19 protein-coding genes are annotated in these 18,824 nt (G+C 45.0%); 18 read left to right on the top strand and 1 reads right to left on the bottom strand.

Going from position 1 to position 18,824, the window contains the following annotated elements; genetic code table 11:
- Positions 1-34 precede the first annotated feature (34 nt).
- From cas5c to BUA56_RS13520, 12 genes are all read left to right on the top strand, one after another.
- Positions 35-811, top strand: coding sequence for a type I-C CRISPR-associated protein Cas5c (gene cas5c / locus BUA56_RS13465; RefSeq protein WP_242946774.1), 777 nt, complete (start codon positions 35-37; stop codon positions 809-811).
- Entirely contained in the window at positions 786-3,392 is a 2,607-nt protein-coding gene (gene cas8c, locus BUA56_RS13470) for a type I-C CRISPR-associated protein Cas8c/Csd1 (RefSeq protein ID WP_072852573.1), read from the top strand. The genes cas5c and cas8c overlap by 26 nt, the downstream gene beginning before the upstream one ends.
- A 110-nt stretch (positions 3,393-3,502) precedes the next feature.
- Positions 3,503-4,387, top strand: a complete 885-nt coding sequence (gene cas7c, locus BUA56_RS13475) for a type I-C CRISPR-associated protein Cas7/Csd2 (RefSeq protein ID WP_072852575.1) — start codon at positions 3,503-3,505, stop codon at positions 4,385-4,387.
- Entirely contained in the window at positions 4,377-5,045 is a 669-nt protein-coding gene (cas4, locus tag BUA56_RS13480) for a CRISPR-associated protein Cas4 (RefSeq protein ID WP_072852577.1), read from the top strand. Before cas7c ends, cas4 begins: the two co-directional genes overlap by 11 nt.
- Positions 5,042-6,073: a type I-C CRISPR-associated endonuclease Cas1c gene (gene cas1c / locus BUA56_RS13485; protein WP_072852579.1), complete on the top strand. Its 1,032-nt coding sequence runs from the start codon at positions 5,042-5,044 to the stop codon at positions 6,071-6,073. The genes cas4 and cas1c overlap by 4 nt, the downstream gene beginning before the upstream one ends.
- A 10-nt stretch (positions 6,074-6,083) precedes the next feature.
- On the top strand, positions 6,084-6,374 hold the full coding sequence (gene cas2, locus BUA56_RS13490; protein ID WP_072852669.1) for a CRISPR-associated endonuclease Cas2: 291 nt from the start codon (positions 6,084-6,086) through the stop codon (positions 6,372-6,374).
- Positions 6,375-6,858: 484 nt separating this feature from the next.
- Positions 6,859-7,368 carry a toxin-antitoxin system protein gene (locus BUA56_RS13495; protein ID WP_072852581.1) on the top strand — a complete coding sequence of 170 codons (510 nt, stop codon included), beginning with the start codon at positions 6,859-6,861 and terminating at the stop codon, positions 7,366-7,368.
- Positions 7,369-7,564: 196 nt separating this feature from the next.
- On the top strand, positions 7,565-7,804 hold the full coding sequence (locus tag BUA56_RS13500; RefSeq protein WP_072852583.1) for a hypothetical protein: 240 nt from the start codon (positions 7,565-7,567) through the stop codon (positions 7,802-7,804).
- A 23-nt stretch (positions 7,805-7,827) separates the two neighbouring features.
- A complete protein-coding gene (locus BUA56_RS13505; protein ID WP_139249494.1) occupies positions 7,828-8,538 on the top strand; it encodes a hypothetical protein in 711 nt (236 codons plus the stop codon).
- A complete protein-coding gene (locus tag BUA56_RS13510; RefSeq protein ID WP_084067938.1) occupies positions 8,538-8,723 on the top strand; it encodes a hypothetical protein in 186 nt (61 codons plus the stop codon). Before BUA56_RS13505 ends, BUA56_RS13510 begins: the two co-directional genes overlap by 1 nt.
- 45 nt (positions 8,724-8,768) lie before the next feature.
- A complete protein-coding gene (locus BUA56_RS13515; RefSeq protein WP_072852589.1) occupies positions 8,769-9,251 on the top strand; it encodes a GNAT family N-acetyltransferase in 483 nt (160 codons plus the stop codon).
- Between the two features lie 40 nt (positions 9,252-9,291).
- Positions 9,292-9,819: a putative immunity protein gene (locus tag BUA56_RS13520; protein ID WP_072852591.1), complete on the top strand. Its 528-nt coding sequence runs from the start codon at positions 9,292-9,294 to the stop codon at positions 9,817-9,819.
- 1 nt (position 9,820) lies between these two features.
- Here the strand turns inward: BUA56_RS13520 and BUA56_RS13525 are convergent, their stop codons facing one another.
- The gene (locus BUA56_RS13525) at positions 9,821-11,578 is read right to left on the bottom strand and encodes an FUSC family protein (protein ID WP_072852593.1); all 1,758 of its coding nucleotides are present in this window, start codon (positions 11,576-11,578) and stop codon (positions 9,821-9,823) included.
- Positions 11,579-11,747: 169 nt separating this feature from the next.
- Here BUA56_RS13525 and BUA56_RS13530 point away from each other — a divergent pair, with 169 nt between their 5' ends.
- The 6 genes from BUA56_RS13530 to BUA56_RS13555 all read left to right on the top strand — a co-directional run bounded on the left by BUA56_RS13530 (position 11,748) and on the right by BUA56_RS13555 (position 18,810).
- Positions 11,748-12,194, top strand: a complete 447-nt coding sequence (locus tag BUA56_RS13530) for a MarR family winged helix-turn-helix transcriptional regulator (RefSeq protein ID WP_072852595.1) — start codon at positions 11,748-11,750, stop codon at positions 12,192-12,194.
- Between the two features lie 56 nt (positions 12,195-12,250).
- Positions 12,251-13,117 (top strand): RNA polymerase sigma factor, encoded by an 867-nt coding sequence (locus BUA56_RS13535; RefSeq protein ID WP_072852597.1) that lies wholly within the window; start codon positions 12,251-12,253, stop codon positions 13,115-13,117.
- On the top strand, positions 13,114-13,797 hold the full coding sequence (locus tag BUA56_RS13540) for a DUF2461 domain-containing protein (protein WP_072852600.1): 684 nt from the start codon (positions 13,114-13,116) through the stop codon (positions 13,795-13,797). The genes BUA56_RS13535 and BUA56_RS13540 overlap by 4 nt, the downstream gene beginning before the upstream one ends.
- Before the next feature lie 197 nt (positions 13,798-13,994).
- Positions 13,995-15,488 carry an IMP dehydrogenase gene (locus tag BUA56_RS13545; protein ID WP_072852602.1) on the top strand — a complete coding sequence of 498 codons (1,494 nt, stop codon included), beginning with the start codon at positions 13,995-13,997 and terminating at the stop codon, positions 15,486-15,488.
- Positions 15,489-15,692: 204 nt separating this feature from the next.
- Complete coding sequence (gene rsmH, locus BUA56_RS13550) at positions 15,693-16,763, top strand: 16S rRNA (cytosine(1402)-N(4))-methyltransferase RsmH (protein ID WP_072852604.1); 1,071 nt, start codon at positions 15,693-15,695, stop codon at positions 16,761-16,763.
- A gap of 52 nt (positions 16,764-16,815) precedes the next feature.
- Positions 16,816-18,810: an ATP-binding protein gene (locus tag BUA56_RS13555; RefSeq protein WP_072852605.1), complete on the top strand. Its 1,995-nt coding sequence runs from the start codon at positions 16,816-16,818 to the stop codon at positions 18,808-18,810.
- Positions 18,811-18,824: the final 14 nt, after the last annotated feature.

The following is an 18,824-nucleotide window of genomic DNA, read 5'->3' on the forward strand; positions in this document are numbered from 1 at the left end:
ATGAGGATTATTAATGCAAGGGAGAGATGCCGTATTGAAAATTAGAAATCAGATTGAGTATTGTGTGTCAGGAAACTATGCGCTGTTCAGCGATCCGATTGCCAGAATGGGAGGCGAGAAGTTCAGTTATATGCTTCCGACTTACCAGGCGCTGAAAGGGATTACGGAGAGTATATATTGGAAGCCATCAATTATGTGGGTGGTAGATGAAGTACGGGTCATAAGACCGATTCGTACGGAGTCTAAAAATATCCGGCCAATCAGTTATGTTGCTCCGAAGAACACCCTGTCTGTCTATACCTATCTGGCAGATGTGTCTTATCAGGTTCGTGCACATTTTATTTTTAATGAGAACCGACGGGAGGACCTGGGGCAGGATTTTAACGAACATAAGCACCACAATATTTCCAAGCGTATGGTGGAGAAAGGCGGGCGCAGAGATGTTTTCCTGGGGACGAGAGAATGCCAGGGGTATGTGGAACCCTGTACGTTCGGCGAAGGGGAAGGCTATTATGATGGCTATGGAGAATTGGAGTTTGGGGTCATGTTTCATGGATTTGATTATCCGGATGAGACAGGCCATGATATTTTGGCTGCCAGGTTTTGGAGACCCAAGATGGTTAATGGAGTGGTTCAGTTCCTTCCACCTGAAGAAATACCGGATGAAATGAAACGGGAAATCCGTCCGATGAAAGCAAAGAAATTTGGAAAAGAGCTGCACAACTTCAGTGGATTGGAGGAGAATGTGCTGCAGCAGGAATTTGCCGGGGAAGGAGGGGGAACAAATGAGTTGGATGCAGAAATTATGTGAGGCTTATGATTCCGGTATTGTCTGTGACCAATCGAAAGAATCTGTTATGCTTGTTCCCCTGGGATTTGTACGTAAAAAAGTTAAATACCATGTGGTATTGACTCAAGAGGGACGTTTCGTATCAGCAGACGAACTGATGGCTGAGGCACAATTTCAGGAAATTCCCAGTACCCCACAGGCAGAAAGCCGTACGGGTGACAACGGAGCGGCTTTTCCTCTGGTAGAACAGCTGAAATATCTGGTCTATGAGGATGTAAATTTGAAGCGGTTCAGCCAGTACATGGAACAGCTAAATGCATGGTGCGGACAACCGGATGCACCAGACTGTTTGCGTGCGGTATATACATATTTGGATGGACATACACTGCTGGCTGATTTGGAATCACAGCCTAATTTAAAACTGAAGTATTATAAGAATGCGGAAACACGTGAAGGTACAGGCGAGGATGCAAAAGCCATGGTCTGTTTCTCTGTTCAGATGCACGATTCTAGTAATGACGATCTTTGGCTCAGAACAGATGTAAAGCAGAGCTGGAGTAATTATCTGGCAGATAAACTGCCGAGTGCCAGAGAGTTCTGCTATGTGGAGGGGAAAATGCTTCCTTCCGTGGAGAATCATCCGAAGCTGCAGGGAAATGCGAAACTGATCTCAGCTAAAGATTCAGAGTTTCCGTTTCAGTATAAGGGCCGTTTTGTTGATGACCGCAGTGCAGCGTTGGTTAGCTTCGATGCGTCAGTGCGTGCCCATAATGCGTTGACTTGGCTCATAGCGCGCCAGGGAATGCAGAAATATGGTATGATTTGGGTAGTATGGAATACAAATGGGGCGATTATGAAAGTCCCGATTGATGAAGTAAACGATTTTATGGAAGAGGAAGAAGATGAGGAAGATGCTGCTTCCGGACCAGTTATTGATACGTTTGCAAGTTATGCCAGGGAGGTGAACGCTGCTGCCTGTGGCTATGGTGGAAGACTACATGATTATAATCCGGATCGGACAAATTGTGCGGTAATATTAGGCCTGGAGGCGGCGACGGATGGTAGAATGTCAGTGACGTATTATCAGGAGTGTACCGGAAATAAATACGTAGAGCGTTTAGAAGACTGGTATATTGACTGCTGTTGGTGGCGCTATTCCCGAAAGAAGAAAACAAAAGAAATAGCAACGCCGAATCCCGATGATATAGCCATCGCTGTTATGGGAATTGACGCGGTATATGCTGCAAAAAGGGATAAGAAATGTGAAAAGTCCCATACAAAATGGATGCGAAACCTGCAATCCAGGATTTTGACCTGTATTGTGGACAAGCAGCGGCTGCCGCTGGACGTTGTTCGCAGTGCATTTTATAGGGTATGCGCGCCGCTTGCATTTGTCAGTGGTAAAGAGCGGCAATGGTCCAGGTCTGCATGGGAAAACAGTGTAGATACTGCTTGTGCTATGATTTACTGTTTTCAAAAACGCGGGGAGGGGAAATATTGTGAAGTATTTTCCCCGGAATTACAGGCAAATTCAAAAAATGCGGATTATTTATACGGACGCCTTTTAGCAGTGGCTGATTTTATGGAAGAAAAAGCGATGGATAAGGGACGGGATTACCCTACGAATGCAGTCCGGCTTATGCGGCAGTTTGTACAGCGTCCGTTTGAGACGTGGCCGAAGATACATGAAAAATTAATTCCGAGTTTTGGGAAGCTTGGTTCAAACGGTAAAATATATCAGATGATTATAGAAGAAACTGAACAATTATTTTCAGCGGCAGGCAGATATGAGCGAAGAGAACTCTCACTGGAATTTTTGCAGGGATTTTCCTGTCAGAGACAGAGTCTTTTTCAAAAATGGGAACACAACATAAAAAAAGACGAGGGAAAAGTTCTGTATGAGCTGCCAAAGAGACGTTCTGAATTGTATGGATGTTTGCTGGCGATTGCAGATGCTGCCGAGCGGGAGGCCAGTGATGGAAAGCGTACTGGTATGACGAATGCCATGCAGATGATGACAGTGTTTGCAGCAAGGCCATATGAGAGTTGGGGAAGACTGCATGACAAGCTGCTTCCTTATTTGGAAAAACTGGGTGAAAGGGCTGATTATTATCAGTGGTTGATTGAGAATGCAGAAATGCAATTTTTACAATTGGAACGGGAATCATCAGTGCCGCTGGATGGCAGCTACCTGCATGGATACTACTGTATGCTTCGGACGTTTTATCAGAAAACACAGTTTTCCTGGGAGCGCCCGGTATGGAAGGATGCAAAGGATATGCGAAGTTCCTTGTATGGGCAGCTTCTGGGAATTGCGGAACGTCTCGAGAGAAGACATTTCATTGGTAAAGCAGAGGGAATAGACAGACGGTTCACAAATGAATTGCGATTCATGACGGTATTTGCCCAGAAACCGGCAGACACATGGGAAAATCTGAAGGTCAAATTAGGGCCGTATCAGAAATTTGCGGGATGCTGCGGGGAGAGGGATAATTCCATGCTGGAGCAGTTGGAAGTACAATTACAGCAACATGGCTGGAATACCAATGAACCTCTGGGCAGTATATATCTGCATTTTTATTATGAAGAACGAAACAAGTAAAGGATTCAGTAGCAAGCTACGGGCATTTGATCCTCACGGCAGCCGACAAGGTCATGCAAGAATGAATTTGGCTCGTTGCCCGTGGGAATAAAAGAAAAGGAGAAATGATTATGGCAGTTTTAGAAAACAAAATTGATTTTGCATTGGTTTTTACAGCAAGAAATGCAAATCCTAATGGAGATCCTTTGGATGGAAATCGTCCGAGAACTACGTATAAAGGTCTAGGTGAGGTGTCGGATGTCTGCCTAAAGCGTAAAATTCGTAATCGTCTGCTGGATGCAGGACAGAATATTTTTGTTCAGTCGGATGATCGCCGCAGAGAGGGGGATATGTTTCGTTCGTTAAAGGACAGAGCTGATAATGAACCGGCATTAGTGGAGTGCACGAAACAAATTAAAGCAGGGAAAAAGACTCGGGAGGATTATGCCAGACAGGCATGCGAAATATGGTACGATGTCAGGGCGTTTGGTCAGGTTTTTGCTTTCAAAAAGGGAAAGAAAGAGGAAGATGAATCAGATGCCGTATCAATCGGTATTCGCGGCCCTGTTAGTATTCAGCCTGCCTTCAGCATAGAGCCGGTTAATATTACTAGTTCTCAGATTACAAAATCTGTGAACCTGGAGACTGGAAAAGATCCGGATAAAAAGGGGAGCGATACCATGGGTATGAAACATCGGGTGGATTTTGGTGTTTACGTTACCTATGGTGCCATCAATGTACAACTTGCAGGTAAAACAGGTTTTAGTGAAGAAGATGCAGAAGCACTGAAAGAAGCACTTAGGACTTTATTCTGTAATGATGAAACCTCTGCACGTCCGGCTGGCAGCATGGAGGTAATGAAACTGATCTGGTGGAAGCACAATTGTGCCAGTGGTCAGTATTCATCGGCTAAGGTGCATCGGACGCTGCAGATTTCCTGTGACGATCTGGGAAGTGTATCGATAAGCACAAAAAATTTGGAAGGTTTGATTCCGGAGGTTCTGGATGGCGAATGATGATTCGGATTTTTTGATGCTTTCAGGACTGAAGCATTTTCAGTTTTGCCGCAGGCGCTGGGCCTTGATTCATATTGAACAGCTTTGGGAAGAAAATGTGCTGACATTGGAAGGACATTATATGCATGAACGGGTACATGATGATAGCTTTACGGAAGCACGGGGGTCTGTACTGCTGTCACGTGGAATGCCCGTACGCTCCCAGGGGCTGAAGATCACCGGTATATGTGACATGGTAGAACTATATAAAGATGAGGACGGAGTTCCGATTCAGGGGCGAAGTGGGCAGTGGAGGCTTTATCCTGTAGAATATAAACTTGGACAGCCGGATGCACAGGGAGCGGATGCGTTACAACTATGTGCACAGGCTATGTGTCTGGAAGAAATGTTTGTGACAGACATCCCAGAGGCTGCTCTGTATTATGGAAAGATTAAACGCCGGCAGCGTATTCTTCTGACAGAAGAACTGCGGAAAAAGGTAAAGGATTCTGTGACTGAAATGCATCAACTGATGTTAAAAGGATACACACCGAAGGCAAAAATGGGAAAAGCCTGTAAAAACTGCTCTTTATTAGAAATCTGCCAGCCCAAATTGACGAAACAGGTTTCGGCTTCGGAATATATTCGCAGAGCTTACCATGAGGAGGACGGGATATGAAAAAACTGTTGAATACCTTATATGTTACGACGCCGGATGCGTATCTGTCATTAGATGGTGAGAATATAGTACTTTTACAGGAGCAAAGTGAGCTGGGACGGATTCCTTTTCACAATCTTGAAGGGATTGTCTGCTTCGGCTACAGAGGTGTCAGCCCTGCGCTGATGGGAGCTTGTGCGGAAAAGGGGATCGGCCTTTGCTTTTTGACCCAGCATGGCCGGTTCCTGGCGCGAGTTACCGGACTGGTGAGCGGTAATGTGCTGCTGCGTGAAACACAGTATTTCAGGGCAGCAGATGAAACACAGGCTCTTGCTATTGCGAAATCATTTCTATTGGGTAAAATTTATAACAGCAGGTGGTGCCTGGAGAGAGTGAAGCGTGACCATTTTATGCGTATCAATCAGGAGAGGATGAATGACGCTATTAGCCTGATGCTTCAGTCATTATCAAAATTAGAAAACGCTGGAACTAGGAGTGAGTTAATGGGAATAGAAGGAATAGCGGCGAAAGCATATTTTGGGGAGTTTTCACAGATGATTCTGCGGAACGAAGAGGTATTTGTATTTGACGGAAGAAATCGTCGGCCGCCGCTTGACCCGGTAAATGCAATGCTTTCTTTCGCGTATACTCTGCTGGGAAATGAGATTGCAGGTGCCTTGGAAACGGTGGGGCTGGATCCGGCGGTGGGGTATCTCCATACAGTGCGCCCGGGACGAGCGTCCTTGGCTCTTGACTTGCTTGAAGAGTTACGGGCACCATTGGCAGACAGATTTGTAGTAACGCAGATAAATCTCGGAGTTTTTACAGAAAAGGATTTTCTTAAAAAAGAAAACGGTGCTATATTTATGACGGATGACGCAAGAAAACGTTTTCTGACTAATTGGCAAAAACGTAAGCAGGAGACAATTGTGCATCCTTACTTGAAAGAAAAGATTCAATGGGGTATGGTTGCATATGCACAAGCCATGCTTTTATCCAGATATTTGCGTGGAGATCTGGACGCCTATCCGCCTTTCTTATGGAAGTGAGGTGATATATTTGCTGGTGCTGATAACCTATGATATCAATATTACAGAAGCGGCAGGGGCACGCCGTCTAAGACGTGTTGCTAAGCAGTGTGTGAATTATGGTACACGAGTTCAAAACTCTGTTTTTGAATGCCAAGTAGATGCCACCCAGTATGCGAGACTAAAACATCTTCTATTAAAAGAAATAGATGAAGAAAAAGATAGTCTGCGTTTTTATTCTCTGGGTAACCGATATAATGGTAAAGTTGAACATTTCGGTGTGCGACGTGGATTAAAGGTTGATGAACCTTTGATTTTATAGAAGGACCGCAGGAAGGATGACCGTGCGAACCCTAAGTGAACATAGATTCACTGGGGGATTCGCACCTAGATTCTGTAAGATTTGGAGTTATATTTAGTTTTAGTTGCAAGTTCTGCTTAAAGAAGTAGTGTATATGCATAAAAAATGATATGGAATCATTATAAATTTAGCAGTTTTTGCTGTCGAGGTTCGCGAGAGCCTCGAGGATTGAAATTCGGCAGTGGTAAGAGTCTTCATGTCGCAAAAATGTCGAGGTTCGCGAGAGCCAGTAAGTTTGAATTTAACATCTACAATCAGAGGAACAGATTTTTTATTAAGTAACCACAGTTGATTATTAGGTATATAGGTCTTATATCTGATTGATATAATGCTCAATTATATCATGGGTACTAACAAACTGCTCAGCCTATTTTGATATTTACTCAGTTAATAAAGCACCGTGTAACTATAAATTATAAACTGGAGTTCTAAGGAGATAGTAAACATGATATTCGACTTTTACCCGTGGAAAATGGATATCGATATTAAAGCTACGGAACAACTTTATGAGAGAAAAGACTACGCCAAAGATAGGAATGCCAATCAAACTATGCTTGAGGCAATGTCTGAAAAACAGAAAGATTTTTTTGTCTCCGTAGGTGTTGATATATTAAAGGCAAAAGTAACAGAGAAAGTTTATAATATTCCAAGTGATGGGGAATTGTCCGGTGGGAAGATTTATAGTAGGACACTGGATTTTTTGATGTGTGGGAAGTTCCTTTCTATACCAGATTACCAGGAAGAAATATACAGTGATGAAGATATATTCGGTATGAATTTTCCCGATTCCTTACAAGTTATTTCTATGCCGGAGGAACAGAAAATCCCTGTATTTGATATTGATGGGTGGGGGTGCGTATTTAAGCATCCTTTATTTAGATTTGGGGAAGAGGATGTAACAAAATGGGATTGTGGTTACATAGCAGGTACCATATTGCTTATGAAAGACTTATAATTAAAGTTATGGAAACGTTTTTGCGTAGTAAGTATTTTAAAACGGTTAGAAATAATGGTAATGCAAATCATACGGGGTGGGAGTACACGCATGAGATTTATTTGTAACTTTTTCTGAGTGAGTATAGTAACCTGAATGAAATGGCAGTAAACATAAAGTGAGAGAACATATGAGGAAAAAAACGCGGAGATATTTTATGTGGATATGGATTTTGGCTGCCAATCTCTTTTGGGCATTTGCACTTATCACCATTAGTTATTCCTGGGGATACGATCAATGCGCCATTGATGGGAACATCGCATATTTTAGCCGCCCGGCATACCTTAGTATTATAAATGGTATCCCCTGGCTTTTAGGCACACTTGTGTTTGGCGGTTTAGGAATTTTGTTTTACCGGAAAAGTAATAAAGAAGCAAAAGATAAGGGGGATAAATGATATACATAAACAGTATAGCAGATATGATAGAATTCATCAGAGCCTGCGACAAATATGAATTAGACTGTGCATCATCCATTAACTTTAGGATGCCAAATTATGAGATTTCGCCAAAAGAATTTTTAGAGTTTGCAGATATAGATTTAAGAGACACAACGGTTAAAGGGAAGGTGGGAGCAGTTTCGAATCTGAAAAGGGCTCTGGATTGCCAGCTGGATATGTTTTTTGAGGCTATCAATATCAAAAGTATCTTTGACAGCAAAAATCTCAAATTCAGTAAAAAGATACAGTTTCTATCGGATATAGGAATGCTTCTCACCAAGTCAATGAACAAACTCAATACCATCAGAAACAGAATGGAACATAATTATCTTGTCCCGACAATTGAAGATTTAGAGGTATATTATGAGATGGTGTGGAACGTGATTGAGATCATTAACCTAAATGTGCATATAATGAAAATGGGAGAAATCAGGTATGAAGCAAGTGCAGGGCAGGAGAAGTTTTATATAGTAAATGGGTATGATATTTCCAAAAGAAGCTTTTGGTTTAAGATTACTCAGAGAAAAACCAGAGATACAAACAGCATAATCAAATCCTTGTATAAGCAAGACGACTATACAGAGTATGTCAGGGCATTCCAGGTATTCCGATGTAATATAGGCTTTTCTGAAAGTGAGAATGCGAAGGAGTATAAAAAGAGATTAAAAGAAATAAGTCTTATTGATATATAATGATAGAGGAGAAAACAGATGAGGGAATTTGCATCAGCGAGTATGAGACCTGTATGACAGAGGGTATGTGCATTGGAATGTGTATCGGAACTGCAATCGGCAGTTTAGGAATCCTTGATTTGGGGTTAGGCGTAAGCCTGGGAATGCTGCTGGGGGAATTGGCCGGTATGAACATGAAAAAATAAAAAACATTATGATAAGGGGTATCATATTCAGATGGGCGGTATGATATGAGGATAGAGATTGAATTAGCATATGATAACAAAGAAGAGGTACAGGCTCTTTTTTCAGAATACACGCAGATGCTCAAGCGTATGGAGCCGGATATGGCGAGGTGTCTGGAATATCAGGATTACAGCAGGGAAATCCTGCATCCGGAGGATAAGTACGGGCTGCCCCAGGGAAGACTTTATATTGTGTGGGCGGACGGCAAACCGGCAGGGTGCATAGGTATGCACAAATTAAATGAAAACAGTTGTGAAATGAAACGATTATATGTAAAACCAGAGTACCGGGGCCGTAAGCTGGCCAGCTTGCTGATAGACAGAATATTGGAGGATGCAAGGAAGATAGGTTACCGGGAGATGGTGCTGGATACCATGACATTTTTAGATGCTGCAATTTCTCTTTATCGGAAATATGGATTTTGTGAGACAGAGGCCTACTATGAGAACCCGGTGGAGGGTGCGGTCTATATGAAACTGGAACTGTAAAGTGAAATCGCAGAGGCGAAATCATCCAGAAGGAGTGAATATGAGAAAACTAAGAAAGATGCTGGGAGATATAAAGGATCCGTCTGTTGTATCGCTTATGAGACTGATTGAAACCCAGAGCAAGGCTACTTTATCCGGATGGGCGGTAGATTACGCAGAGAAGCACTATCTGGGGATTTACCAGAAGGCGTATGCAGATGAACGAAGACTGCAGGAGGCAGTTTCCGGAGTGAGGGAATATCTGAACGGGAGCAGAAAACAGGAGGACTTAAAGCCGCTTCTGCGAGCTGCCGTGCAGGCGGCACAGGAGGCAGAGGACAATCCCCCGGCACAGGCTGCCGCCCGGGCGGTAGCGACAGCCTGCAGAACGGTCCAGACTCCTTCCAATGCACTGGGGTTTGCCTTTTATGGGGCAGCGGCGTCTGCCTATGAGAAAGCAGGACTGGAAGAAAGCCCGGAAGTTTATGATGCGCTGGCTTCCAATGAACTGGCACGAATACTGGGCTCTCTCCGGGAGAACGCTGTATCGGGTGAGAAAAATCCAGTTACGATTAAATGGAACTGCTGAATCAGGGTATGGCTTTTAAGAGTACATGCCCTGATTCAAAGGGCGGGGCATCGGCACGCTCTGCGATGAGTTTTCTGTGAGCGCAGCGCAGCTCTTCCTGATATTTAGCCAGATATGCGGGAAACCCTTTCCATTTCTCCAGGGAAGCATTTTGGATTAGCTTTTCTTCCTGCATATGGGCCTGGATGACCAGATGATAATAGAGCTGAGGGTCTATCTGATCTGCCCGGCATACCTTTGTGAGAAGTTCAGTGATTGTCTTATATTTCTCCCAGAGCTGACTGGTTGCCTTGGCACGGCGATAGGGAAAAAGCAGACAATTTATGATATAGGCGATAGCCGCACCGGCGAGTATATATCCGAGCCGGATGAGGAAAATACTGCCCACTGCCTGAAAACCAAAGGCATTCATGAATACGGCTCCGCCCAGGGCACCTACGGTGGAGCAGGCAAAGGTTTCCCTGTAGTCCGTAAAGTAAAATGAAAGATAGCCCGACAGCATCATGGCAGCGGTACGCCCTGCGGGGGAGGAAATCAGAGAATAGATAGCCACAGAGACTAGCCCGCCCAGTATAGTGGCGAAGATCCTTTTCTTAATCTTCTGAGGTACATCATCTGCATAGGGCAGGGATACGGAGGCCAGGGTGAACAAAAGCCACCGTCCGTGAGGCAGGGGAAGATACTGTACTGCCAGCACAGCAAGGGATAAAAGCAATGCGGTCCGAAGGGCATAGATGGCACGCACAGGACTCAGATCAATGGCAGACTGCAGACGTATTTTAAAGGAGAGGGCGGATTTGCGGTAATGGACTCGCCCTTGGGGATCTGTCATATGAAGAAGTCTGTCGCGGATATAAAGAAGGATATTGTTAAAAACCCGGGCTGTTTTTTCATCTGTCAGGGCAGCCAAAGCGGAGGGATCCAAAGCGGGGATCTCAGAGCGTTCCTGCCGGATAAACGCAAGAAATTGGCTCAGCTGTGTATCCATGGAGTGCAGAAATTCTTTATTTTGTGGTAACAGACTGGGGGAGAGCTCATGTATCAGAATGGCCAGCTGCTCCAGCCCCCGTCCCGCAGCGACCATGGAATAGCTGGAATCAGAGATACAAAAGGCCTTTTTTCTTCTTTCATATACCGTCTGGCTTAACCGGCACAGCTTACTTCTCATGCCCGGCAGATCCGGCTCCTGCGAAATATTTTCCGATTTACTGGAAATAGTGCTGCGGATATCCTCGATCATTTCACTTAATACATCTCTGGCGGTCTCAGCCACACGCTTTCTTCCCATGATCCACTGATACAGCATGATAGATACGGCTCCAACCAGCATCCCCAGAATCCGTTTAGGAAGCTGAGATGATGTAACCGGTGAAATAAAAACCAGAAACAGGTACGAAAGGATATAAGGAAAGTACATGTGACTGGCGTACTCATAGGTAAAGGCGTACAAAATCAAGAGAAGTGTAGCAAAATTAATGAGAAAGGATAAAGGCGCCGGAGAGGCTGTGACCAAAAAGGCGGCAACGGCCATCCATACCAGGACCAGCGCCTGAAGTACAAAGTGTTTTAAGGGTGCGGCAGTCAGATCCCGCACCATGGAGGCTGACATCATTATAGTGAAGATTACGCCGACAATTGAGTGTGCGGGGCCAAATAGCATCTGAAAAATATTTACATATGCGATAATAAAGAGAAAGCTGAGTGTGCTGAAACGGAAGTTCTTCCGGATTCTCTCAGATAGTTTGGAACTGAATTTCATAGTTTACGACATCTCCTTTAGTGCTGCCTATCATAAAGATATAATTGACTTTAGCCTATATTATTATATAATGGGGATAAGTAGTCATATAATAATGATAGTCATATTTTATTTACTAATTTATAAGAATAGCATTTTCGGATGTTTTTGTCAATGGGAGAAGGAGTATATGAAAACTGAAAAGGTATCAGAAAAATTCGTTCAAAACCTGCTTTCGGTATTGCCGAACTGGCATTCAAAACTTGTGCGGCCTTTTAAAGACACACTGAACGGGGAGATGAGCCTGGAAACCTATTATTGTCTGGAGACCCTTAAAATTCAAGGCACAGCCACTATGACCGAACTGGCTCATCTGCTTAAGGTCCCTAAGCAGCAGGTGACAAAACTGGCAGAGAAACTGAGTCTGCATGGTTTTGTAGAGAGAGTATACAACGAGAAGGATCGGAGAGTCATCAGGCTTCGTCTGACCAAGAAGGCAATTCTGTATCTGGACGAGTATCATCTTAAGAATACGGCATTTATCCAGAGCCTTGAGAACCAGCTGGATGCAGAGGAACTGCGGAAACTGAATCAGGCGGTTGAGCTTCTGGGAGAAATACTTCCTAAATTAAAATAAAATGTTTGTCACAAAACGTCTGCGCCTGAGTCTAATCTAATAGGAGGTAAAAAAATATGAGTGATAGAAACCAAAAAGAGACATCGGTACTGATAGATCGGGCTGTGGAGGGAGACAGAGAGGCGCTGGAGGCATTGCTGACCCAAGTGCAGGATATGATATTCAATCTGTCCCTGCGCATGCTGGGCACTGTGCCGGACGCTGAGGACGCATCCCAGGAAATTCTAATTAAGGTAATGACTCATCTTTCGTCTTTTCGGAAAGAGAGCAGCTTTACCACCTGGGTATTCCGGATTGCGGTGAATTATCTCAAGGATTACAGGAAAAATATGTTTTCTCATCATCCTCTGAGCTTTGAAATATACGAGGAGGATATTGCCAGCGGAAGGGAAAAAGATATCCCTGATTTATCCCAGGGGGTGGATCGTACGGTTTTAGCGGAAGAACTGAAAATGTCATGTACAAATGTTATGCTGCAGTGTCTGGATCGGGAAAGCAGATGTATCTATATTCTGGGAACTATGTTCCGGGCAGACAGCCGCATGGCGGGAGAGATTTTGGGAATGACACCTGAGGCATACAGGAAAAGGCTGTCCAGAATCCGGGAAAGAATGGGAACCTTTTTGAGCGAATACTGTGGTTTATCCGGAACAGGAATCTGCAGCTGTAAAAAACGAACGGATTATGCCATAGCAACCCATCGTCTGCACCCGGAACAGCTGGAATACAAAGCTCTGGAACATACGGAAAGAGACATCATGCTGGAATGCAAAGAGGCGATGGAAAAAGTAGACGACTTGTCCCTGATCTTTGCAAATATGCCCTTTTACAGGACAAGCAGCAAAGCCAGCGAGTGGATAAAACGCTTTTTGAAGTCAGAGGAATTTAAAATTATCGCTGAAGCCGGGGAGGGATGCGGATGAATACAATGCTGATACTGGAATATCTGAGGGAATTGGAGGAGAATAACAGCAGAGAGTGGTACCATGGGCACAAGGCGGAATATCAGGCTGCGAATGGTGAATTTCTAAAACTTATTGAAGCTTTTATGCTGGAGCTGGGCAAAGAAGATGCCGGAATCCTGGACTGGGAACCGGGGAAACTGACCTTTAAGCTGGTGAGGGATACCCGGTTCAGCAAAGATAAATCCCCCTATCTTCCTGCCTTCAGAGCTCATATATCATCGAGAGGAAAGCTGCCGGTGCCGGTGGGGTATTACCTGATGATAAAGCCAGGCTCTTCCTTTTTGGGAGGCGGATTATTTGCAGACATGTTTAAGAACGCTACCCAAATGGTAAGAAGCTATCTTGCAGAACATGGTGAGGAGTGGCAAAGTGTGCTGGATGCGCCTGAGTTCCAAAGGTATTTTCAGGTCAAAGGGACTGCTCTGAAAAATGTTCCTCAGGGATTTGAAAAGGATCATCCCCAGGCAGAGTTCCTGAAATATAAAAGCTGGTATCTGGAGTATCCTATTCCGGATAGGGAGTTAGAAGACGGAGAGGTGTTTCTTCAGAAGGCATTGAAGATCTACAAAGCTATGAAGCCCTTTAACTCCTTCCTGAACAAAGCTTTGAAGGATTTTGAAATGCCTGGGCGCCCGTAAGGGGTAGTATATCTTTTCTGATATCGTTTCATTTTGTTTCATACGCATGGATTCATTGACATAGGATCATTGGACGTGATAAAATAAACTATTATTTACCCATCATGAAAATGGTAATATGTGGGTTTTACAGGGCAGAACGATGTGATACATGTGTGGGCGGAAATGAAAACGGCAGTTAGAAAAGGAGGAACAACATGGCGTTTTATTATCAGGAACCATCCAGAACTTTCAGCGAATATCTTTTAATTCCGGGGTACTCTTCTACAAAGTGTATTCCCTCGGAGGTCAGGCTGAATACACCCTTAGTCAGGTATGAGAAGGGCGAAAAACCGGCGTTATCCATAAATATCCCGCTGGTTTCCGCAATAATGCAGTCCGTCTCTGATGACAGGCTGGCGGTGGCCCTTGCACAGGAGGGCGGCCTATCCTTTATTTACGGTTCCCAATCGGTTGAAAGCCAGTCGGAAATGGTGAGGAAGGTAAAAAAATACAGAGCGGGATTCGTGGTAAGTGACTCTAACGTATCTCCTGAGATGACTCTGCAGGATGTGCTTGATATTACAGAGCGAACCGGGCATTCCACCGTAGCCGTAACTTCAGACGGCAAACCGGGGGGAAAGCTTCTGGGGATAGTGACTAATAAGGACTACAGGGTCAGCCGGATGGGACCGGATACCAAAGTGGGAGATTTTATGACCAGATTTGAAGATTTGGTGTATGCTGATGAGGAGACTAGTCTGAAGGCTGCCAACGATATTATCTGGGAACATAAAATAAACTGTCTGCCCCTGGTGAATAAGAAGCAGGAGCTGGTCTATCTGGTGTTCAGAAAGGATTACGACACGCACAAGAAGAACGAGAACGAATTAATCGACGGATCCAAGAGGTATATGGTTGGCGCGGGGATTAACACAAGGGATTACAAAGAGCGGGTGCCCGCACTTCTGGATGCCGGAGCGGATGTACTCTGCATAGACAGCTCAGAGGGGTTTTCCGAGTGGCAGAAGATTACCATTGATTATATTAAGGAGACCTTTGGACCTGAGGTGAAAGTAGGGGCCGGCAATGTAGTGGATGCAGAAGGATTCCGTTTCCTGGCAGATGCGGGGGCTGATTTTATAAAGGTAGGAATCGGCGGCGGAGCGATTTGCATCACCCGGGAGCAGAAGGGAATTGGACGGGGACAGGCTACTGCCCTGATTGAGGTGGCTAAAGCCAGGGATGAGTATTACAAAGAAACTGGTATCTATATTCCGATATGTTCCGATGGAGGCATCGTCCATGATTATCACATCACTCTGGCGTTGGCTATGGGGGCTGATTTTATTATGCTGGGAAGATACTTCGCCAGATTCGATGAAAGCCCCACGAAGAGAGTGAACATCAACGGAAGCTATATGAAGGAGTACTGGGGTGAGGGAAGCGCAAGGGCAAGAAACTGGCAGAGATATGACATGGGCGGCGATAAAAAGCTATCGTTTGAGGAAGGTGTAGATTCTTTTGTCCCATATGCCGGCAGCCTGAAGGACAATGTGACACTGACCTTATCAAAGGTGCGATCTACAATGTGTAACTGCGGTGCGCTTACTATACCTGAGCTTCAGAGTAAGGCTAAAATTACTCTGGTATCCTCAACGAGTATTGTTGAGGGCGGGGCCCATGATGTTATGCTGAGAGATAAGAGATAAAGATAGAAAATTGTATGGAAAGGCGTCAGAGCAGACATGCTCCGGCGTCTTTTTTTTATGAAAATATTTTCGTGAAAGGTAATTCTTGTGGGTGAGAGGATAATCTAGTACAATGGAAAGAGCAAACGCTTTGCTGTAAATATTCGGGTATCATCTGGGAAGTGGTCTGTGATTCAGAGAAAAGTATGAGAAGGAGCATTGGGTATGGAGAACCAGGAACAGAAACATAAACGGCGTGTCCGCTATAAGGGAACACATCCAAAAAAATATAGTGAGAAATACAAAGAACTGCAGCCGGAGAAATATCCGGAAACGGTGGAGAAGGTGATTCAGAAGGGCAGTACTCCTGTGGGGATGCATATCTCCATCTGCGTAAAAGAAATTTTGGAGTTTTTTCAGATAAAACCAGGTCAGACAGGGCTGGATGCTACGCTGGGATACGGAGGCCATACCCTGGAAATGCTGAAATGCCTGGGAGCAGAGGGACATATTTACGCTCTGGATGTGGACGCTGCGGAAATGGAGAAAACAAGAAAGCGTCTGCAGGGAATGGGGTACGGACCTGAGCTGCTGACGATAAAACAGATGAATTTTGCTGATATTGATCAGCTGGCAGAGGAGGCCGGACCTTTTGATTTTGTACTGGCAGATCTGGGTGTATCTTCGATGCAGATAGATAATCCGGACAGAGGGTTTTCTTTTAAAAAGGACGGGCCCCTCGATCTGCGCCTGAACCCACAAAAAGGAATTTCTGCAGCAGAACGTCTGCAGCAGATCCAACAGGGGGAACTGGAGGGGATGCTGGAAGAAAATGCGGACGAACCCTATGCCAGGGAGATTTCAGAGGCAGTAATGCGGGAGAGAAAGAAGGGTAAGAAAATCAGCACAACGACCGAGCTCCGGCAGGTGATAGCCGGCGCGCTGTCTTTCCTGCCCCAAAACGAGAGAAAAGAGGCTGTGAAAAAGTCCTGTCAGAGGACGTTCCAGGCTCTTAGAATCGATATTAATAATGAATACGAAGTGCTGTATCAGTTTTTGGAAAAGCTGCCCGGCGTACTGGCAGAAGGCGGCCGCGTTGCTGTTCTGACCTTTCACTCCGGTGAGGACAGAATTGTAAAGAGGTCATTTAAAGAGCTTCATCGCAGGGGAATATACAGCGAGATAGCAACAGAGGTGATTCGCCCTTCAAGAGAAGAGTGCAGTAGGAACAGCAGAGCCCGCTCTACGAAGATGAGATGGGCTGTAAGGTCGCAGAACATCGGTGAGCAGAGATGATGATGCGTGCCGCTTGAAAAAAAGATAAAATTATAGAAATAGGAGGTTTCGTATGAAAGAATATCCACTGAGCGAGGTGGAAGCATTTGCCTGTGAAATATTGAATAAATATTACTGTGAGTATGATGTGGAATTTCTCAATTCTACATTTGCAGAGGACATTGTGTGGATTGGAGCGGGTGAACGGCAGAAAGCAGAGGGAAAAGAGGCTGTGACCGCACATTTTAGCCAGAAAAAAAGGGATATGGCCCCTTGGGATGTGTCTTATGAAATATATGAGACAAGGAAACTGGGGGCTGACTGCTATCTGTGCGAGGGGAGCAGCAGGATAAGATCCTGTAAAAGGACAGAGATGCTTCTGGACAATCAGCAGAGGTTTACCTTTATCTTCAGGGACAACGGAGAAAAGCTGGAAACCATACATATCCATAATCTGATGCCGTATCCGGGCGGGCAGGAGGCAGTACAGGCGGCTATCTTCAAGGTCTATCCTTTGATACTAAAACTAAATCTTACCCAGGATACGTACAGATGCTTTAGCGAGGATGAGGAACAGTTTATTGAAAAGACAGAAGGGGTGTACTCTGAACTTTACAGAAGTTCACTGCAAAGCATCCATCCGGATCACAGGGCAACCTATGCGTCGGTTCTTGCAAGAGAAAAGCTTTTGGAAAGGTTTACCCGGGGAGAGCGGGAAGTATATTTGGAGTTTCAGCAGGAAGGGACAGATGGGGAATATTTCTGGCGCTCTGTCTGTGTGATTCCCATGGAAAATCCTTTCAGCCGGGATGTAATGGCTATGGAGCTGGTGAAAGTGCTGGATACCCAGAAAGAAAAACAGGAGGAACAGGAGCAGCTTCTCCGGGGGGCATTGCAGTCTGCCAATGCGTCCAGCCTGGCAAAGTCGGACTTTCTCTCAAGGATTAGCCATGATATCAGAACCTCCATGAACGGGATTGTAGGGATGAGTGCGATTGGACAGCGAAACCTGACGAAGCCGGACACTGTGCTGGAATGTTTTCAGAAGATAGATGCTTCCTCCAAATATCTTTTTGACATACTGAATGATATTTTAGATGTGTCAAAGCTTGAGACAGGCAAAATGGAGCTTATCAGCCAGGGCTTCAGCCTTCAGATACTCCTGGAGGAAGTGAACCATATCATCAGCCCTCAGGCAAAGGAGCGGAAGCTTATCTATGAAGAGTACAAAAAGGGGCTGGAGGCAGAGTATTATGTGGGGGATGCGGCCAGGATTAAGCAGATTCTGATCAATTTGCTGACCAATTCACTGAAATTCACCCCTGCAGGCGGAAAGATAGTTATGAGTGTCAGACAGGAAGAAGGAAATTATGCCCCCGCCAGTCTGGAGTTTTGTATCTGTGACACTGGAATTGGAATCTCAGAGGAATTTCTTCAGAGGATTTTTCAGCCCTTTGAACGCGAGATCCCCGGGGTGATACGCGATAATCCGGGAAGCGGGCTGGGTCTTTCTATTGCCTATAGCCTGGTTCATCTGATGGGAGGTACCATTGAGGCGGACAGCAAAAAAGGAGTGGGGACACAGATCACGGTAAAACTGCCCCTTCTGCCTGTTTTAGAAGAAGAGACGCTATACGGTAAAAGCAGCAACAGCTGTTGGGAGGAAGAAGAATCAGAGGATTTTGATTTTTATGGATATCGGGTGCTCCTTGCGGAGGACAATGAACTCAACAGAGAGATTGCCTGCACCCTTCTGGAGATGAACGGCATTGAGGTTGAGATTGCGGAGAATGGCCAGGAGGCAGTGGATATGTTTTCTGAGAACCCGCCGGGTTATTATATGGCGATCCTTATGGATATTCGCATGCCTGTTATGGATGGCTTGGAAAGTACCTGTACAATCCGTGCCCTTGATCGGGTAGATGCTCAGACGATACCAATCATTGCTATGACAGCGAATGCTTTTCAGGAGGATGAAGAGGAGGCCAGAAAAATTGGAATGGATGGGTATCTGGTGAAACCCCTTGAGGTAGATGCAATTTTCAGAGAGCTTAGACATTACGTGTAACGGTACACATCAGC

Origin of the sequence: Lactonifactor longoviformis DSM 17459 (genome assembly GCF_900129135.1) — a bacterium.
Taxonomy (GTDB): Bacteria; Bacillota; Clostridia; order Lachnospirales; family Lachnospiraceae; genus Lactonifactor; species Lactonifactor longoviformis.

Bases quoted from the DNA above. Each gene is read 5' to 3' on its own strand.
- cas4 (WP_072852577.1), top strand. From the start codon at position 4,377: ATGGCGAATGATGATTCGGATTTTTTGATGCTTTCAGGACTGAAGCAT.
- BUA56_RS13500 (WP_072852583.1), top strand. From the start codon at position 7,565: ATGTGGATATGGATTTTGGCTGCCAATCTCTTTTGGGCATTTGCACTT.
- BUA56_RS13515 (WP_072852589.1), top strand. From the start codon at position 8,769: ATGAGGATAGAGATTGAATTAGCATATGATAACAAAGAAGAGGTACAG.
- BUA56_RS13545 (WP_072852602.1), top strand. From the start codon at position 13,995: ATGGCGTTTTATTATCAGGAACCATCCAGAACTTTCAGCGAATATCTT.
- BUA56_RS13530 (WP_072852595.1), top strand. From the start codon at position 11,748: ATGAAAACTGAAAAGGTATCAGAAAAATTCGTTCAAAACCTGCTTTCG.
- BUA56_RS13555 (WP_072852605.1), top strand. From the start codon at position 16,816: ATGAAAGAATATCCACTGAGCGAGGTGGAAGCATTTGCCTGTGAAATA.
- rsmH (WP_072852604.1), top strand. From the start codon at position 15,693: ATGGAGAACCAGGAACAGAAACATAAACGGCGTGTCCGCTATAAGGGA.
- BUA56_RS13540 (WP_072852600.1), top strand. From the start codon at position 13,114: ATGAATACAATGCTGATACTGGAATATCTGAGGGAATTGGAGGAGAAT.
- BUA56_RS13505 (WP_139249494.1), top strand. From the start codon at position 7,828: ATGATAGAATTCATCAGAGCCTGCGACAAATATGAATTAGACTGTGCA.
- BUA56_RS13525 (WP_072852593.1), bottom strand. From the start codon at position 11,578: ATGAAATTCAGTTCCAAACTATCTGAGAGAATCCGGAAGAACTTCCGT.
- BUA56_RS13520 (WP_072852591.1), top strand. From the start codon at position 9,292: ATGAGAAAACTAAGAAAGATGCTGGGAGATATAAAGGATCCGTCTGTT.
- cas7c (WP_072852575.1), top strand. From the start codon at position 3,503: ATGGCAGTTTTAGAAAACAAAATTGATTTTGCATTGGTTTTTACAGCA.
- BUA56_RS13495 (WP_072852581.1), top strand. From the start codon at position 6,859: ATGATATTCGACTTTTACCCGTGGAAAATGGATATCGATATTAAAGCT.
- cas8c (WP_072852573.1), top strand. From the start codon at position 786: ATGAGTTGGATGCAGAAATTATGTGAGGCTTATGATTCCGGTATTGTC.
- cas1c (WP_072852579.1), top strand. From the start codon at position 5,042: ATGAAAAAACTGTTGAATACCTTATATGTTACGACGCCGGATGCGTAT.
- BUA56_RS13510 (WP_084067938.1), top strand. From the start codon at position 8,538: ATGATAGAGGAGAAAACAGATGAGGGAATTTGCATCAGCGAGTATGAG.
- BUA56_RS13535 (WP_072852597.1), top strand. From the start codon at position 12,251: ATGAGTGATAGAAACCAAAAAGAGACATCGGTACTGATAGATCGGGCT.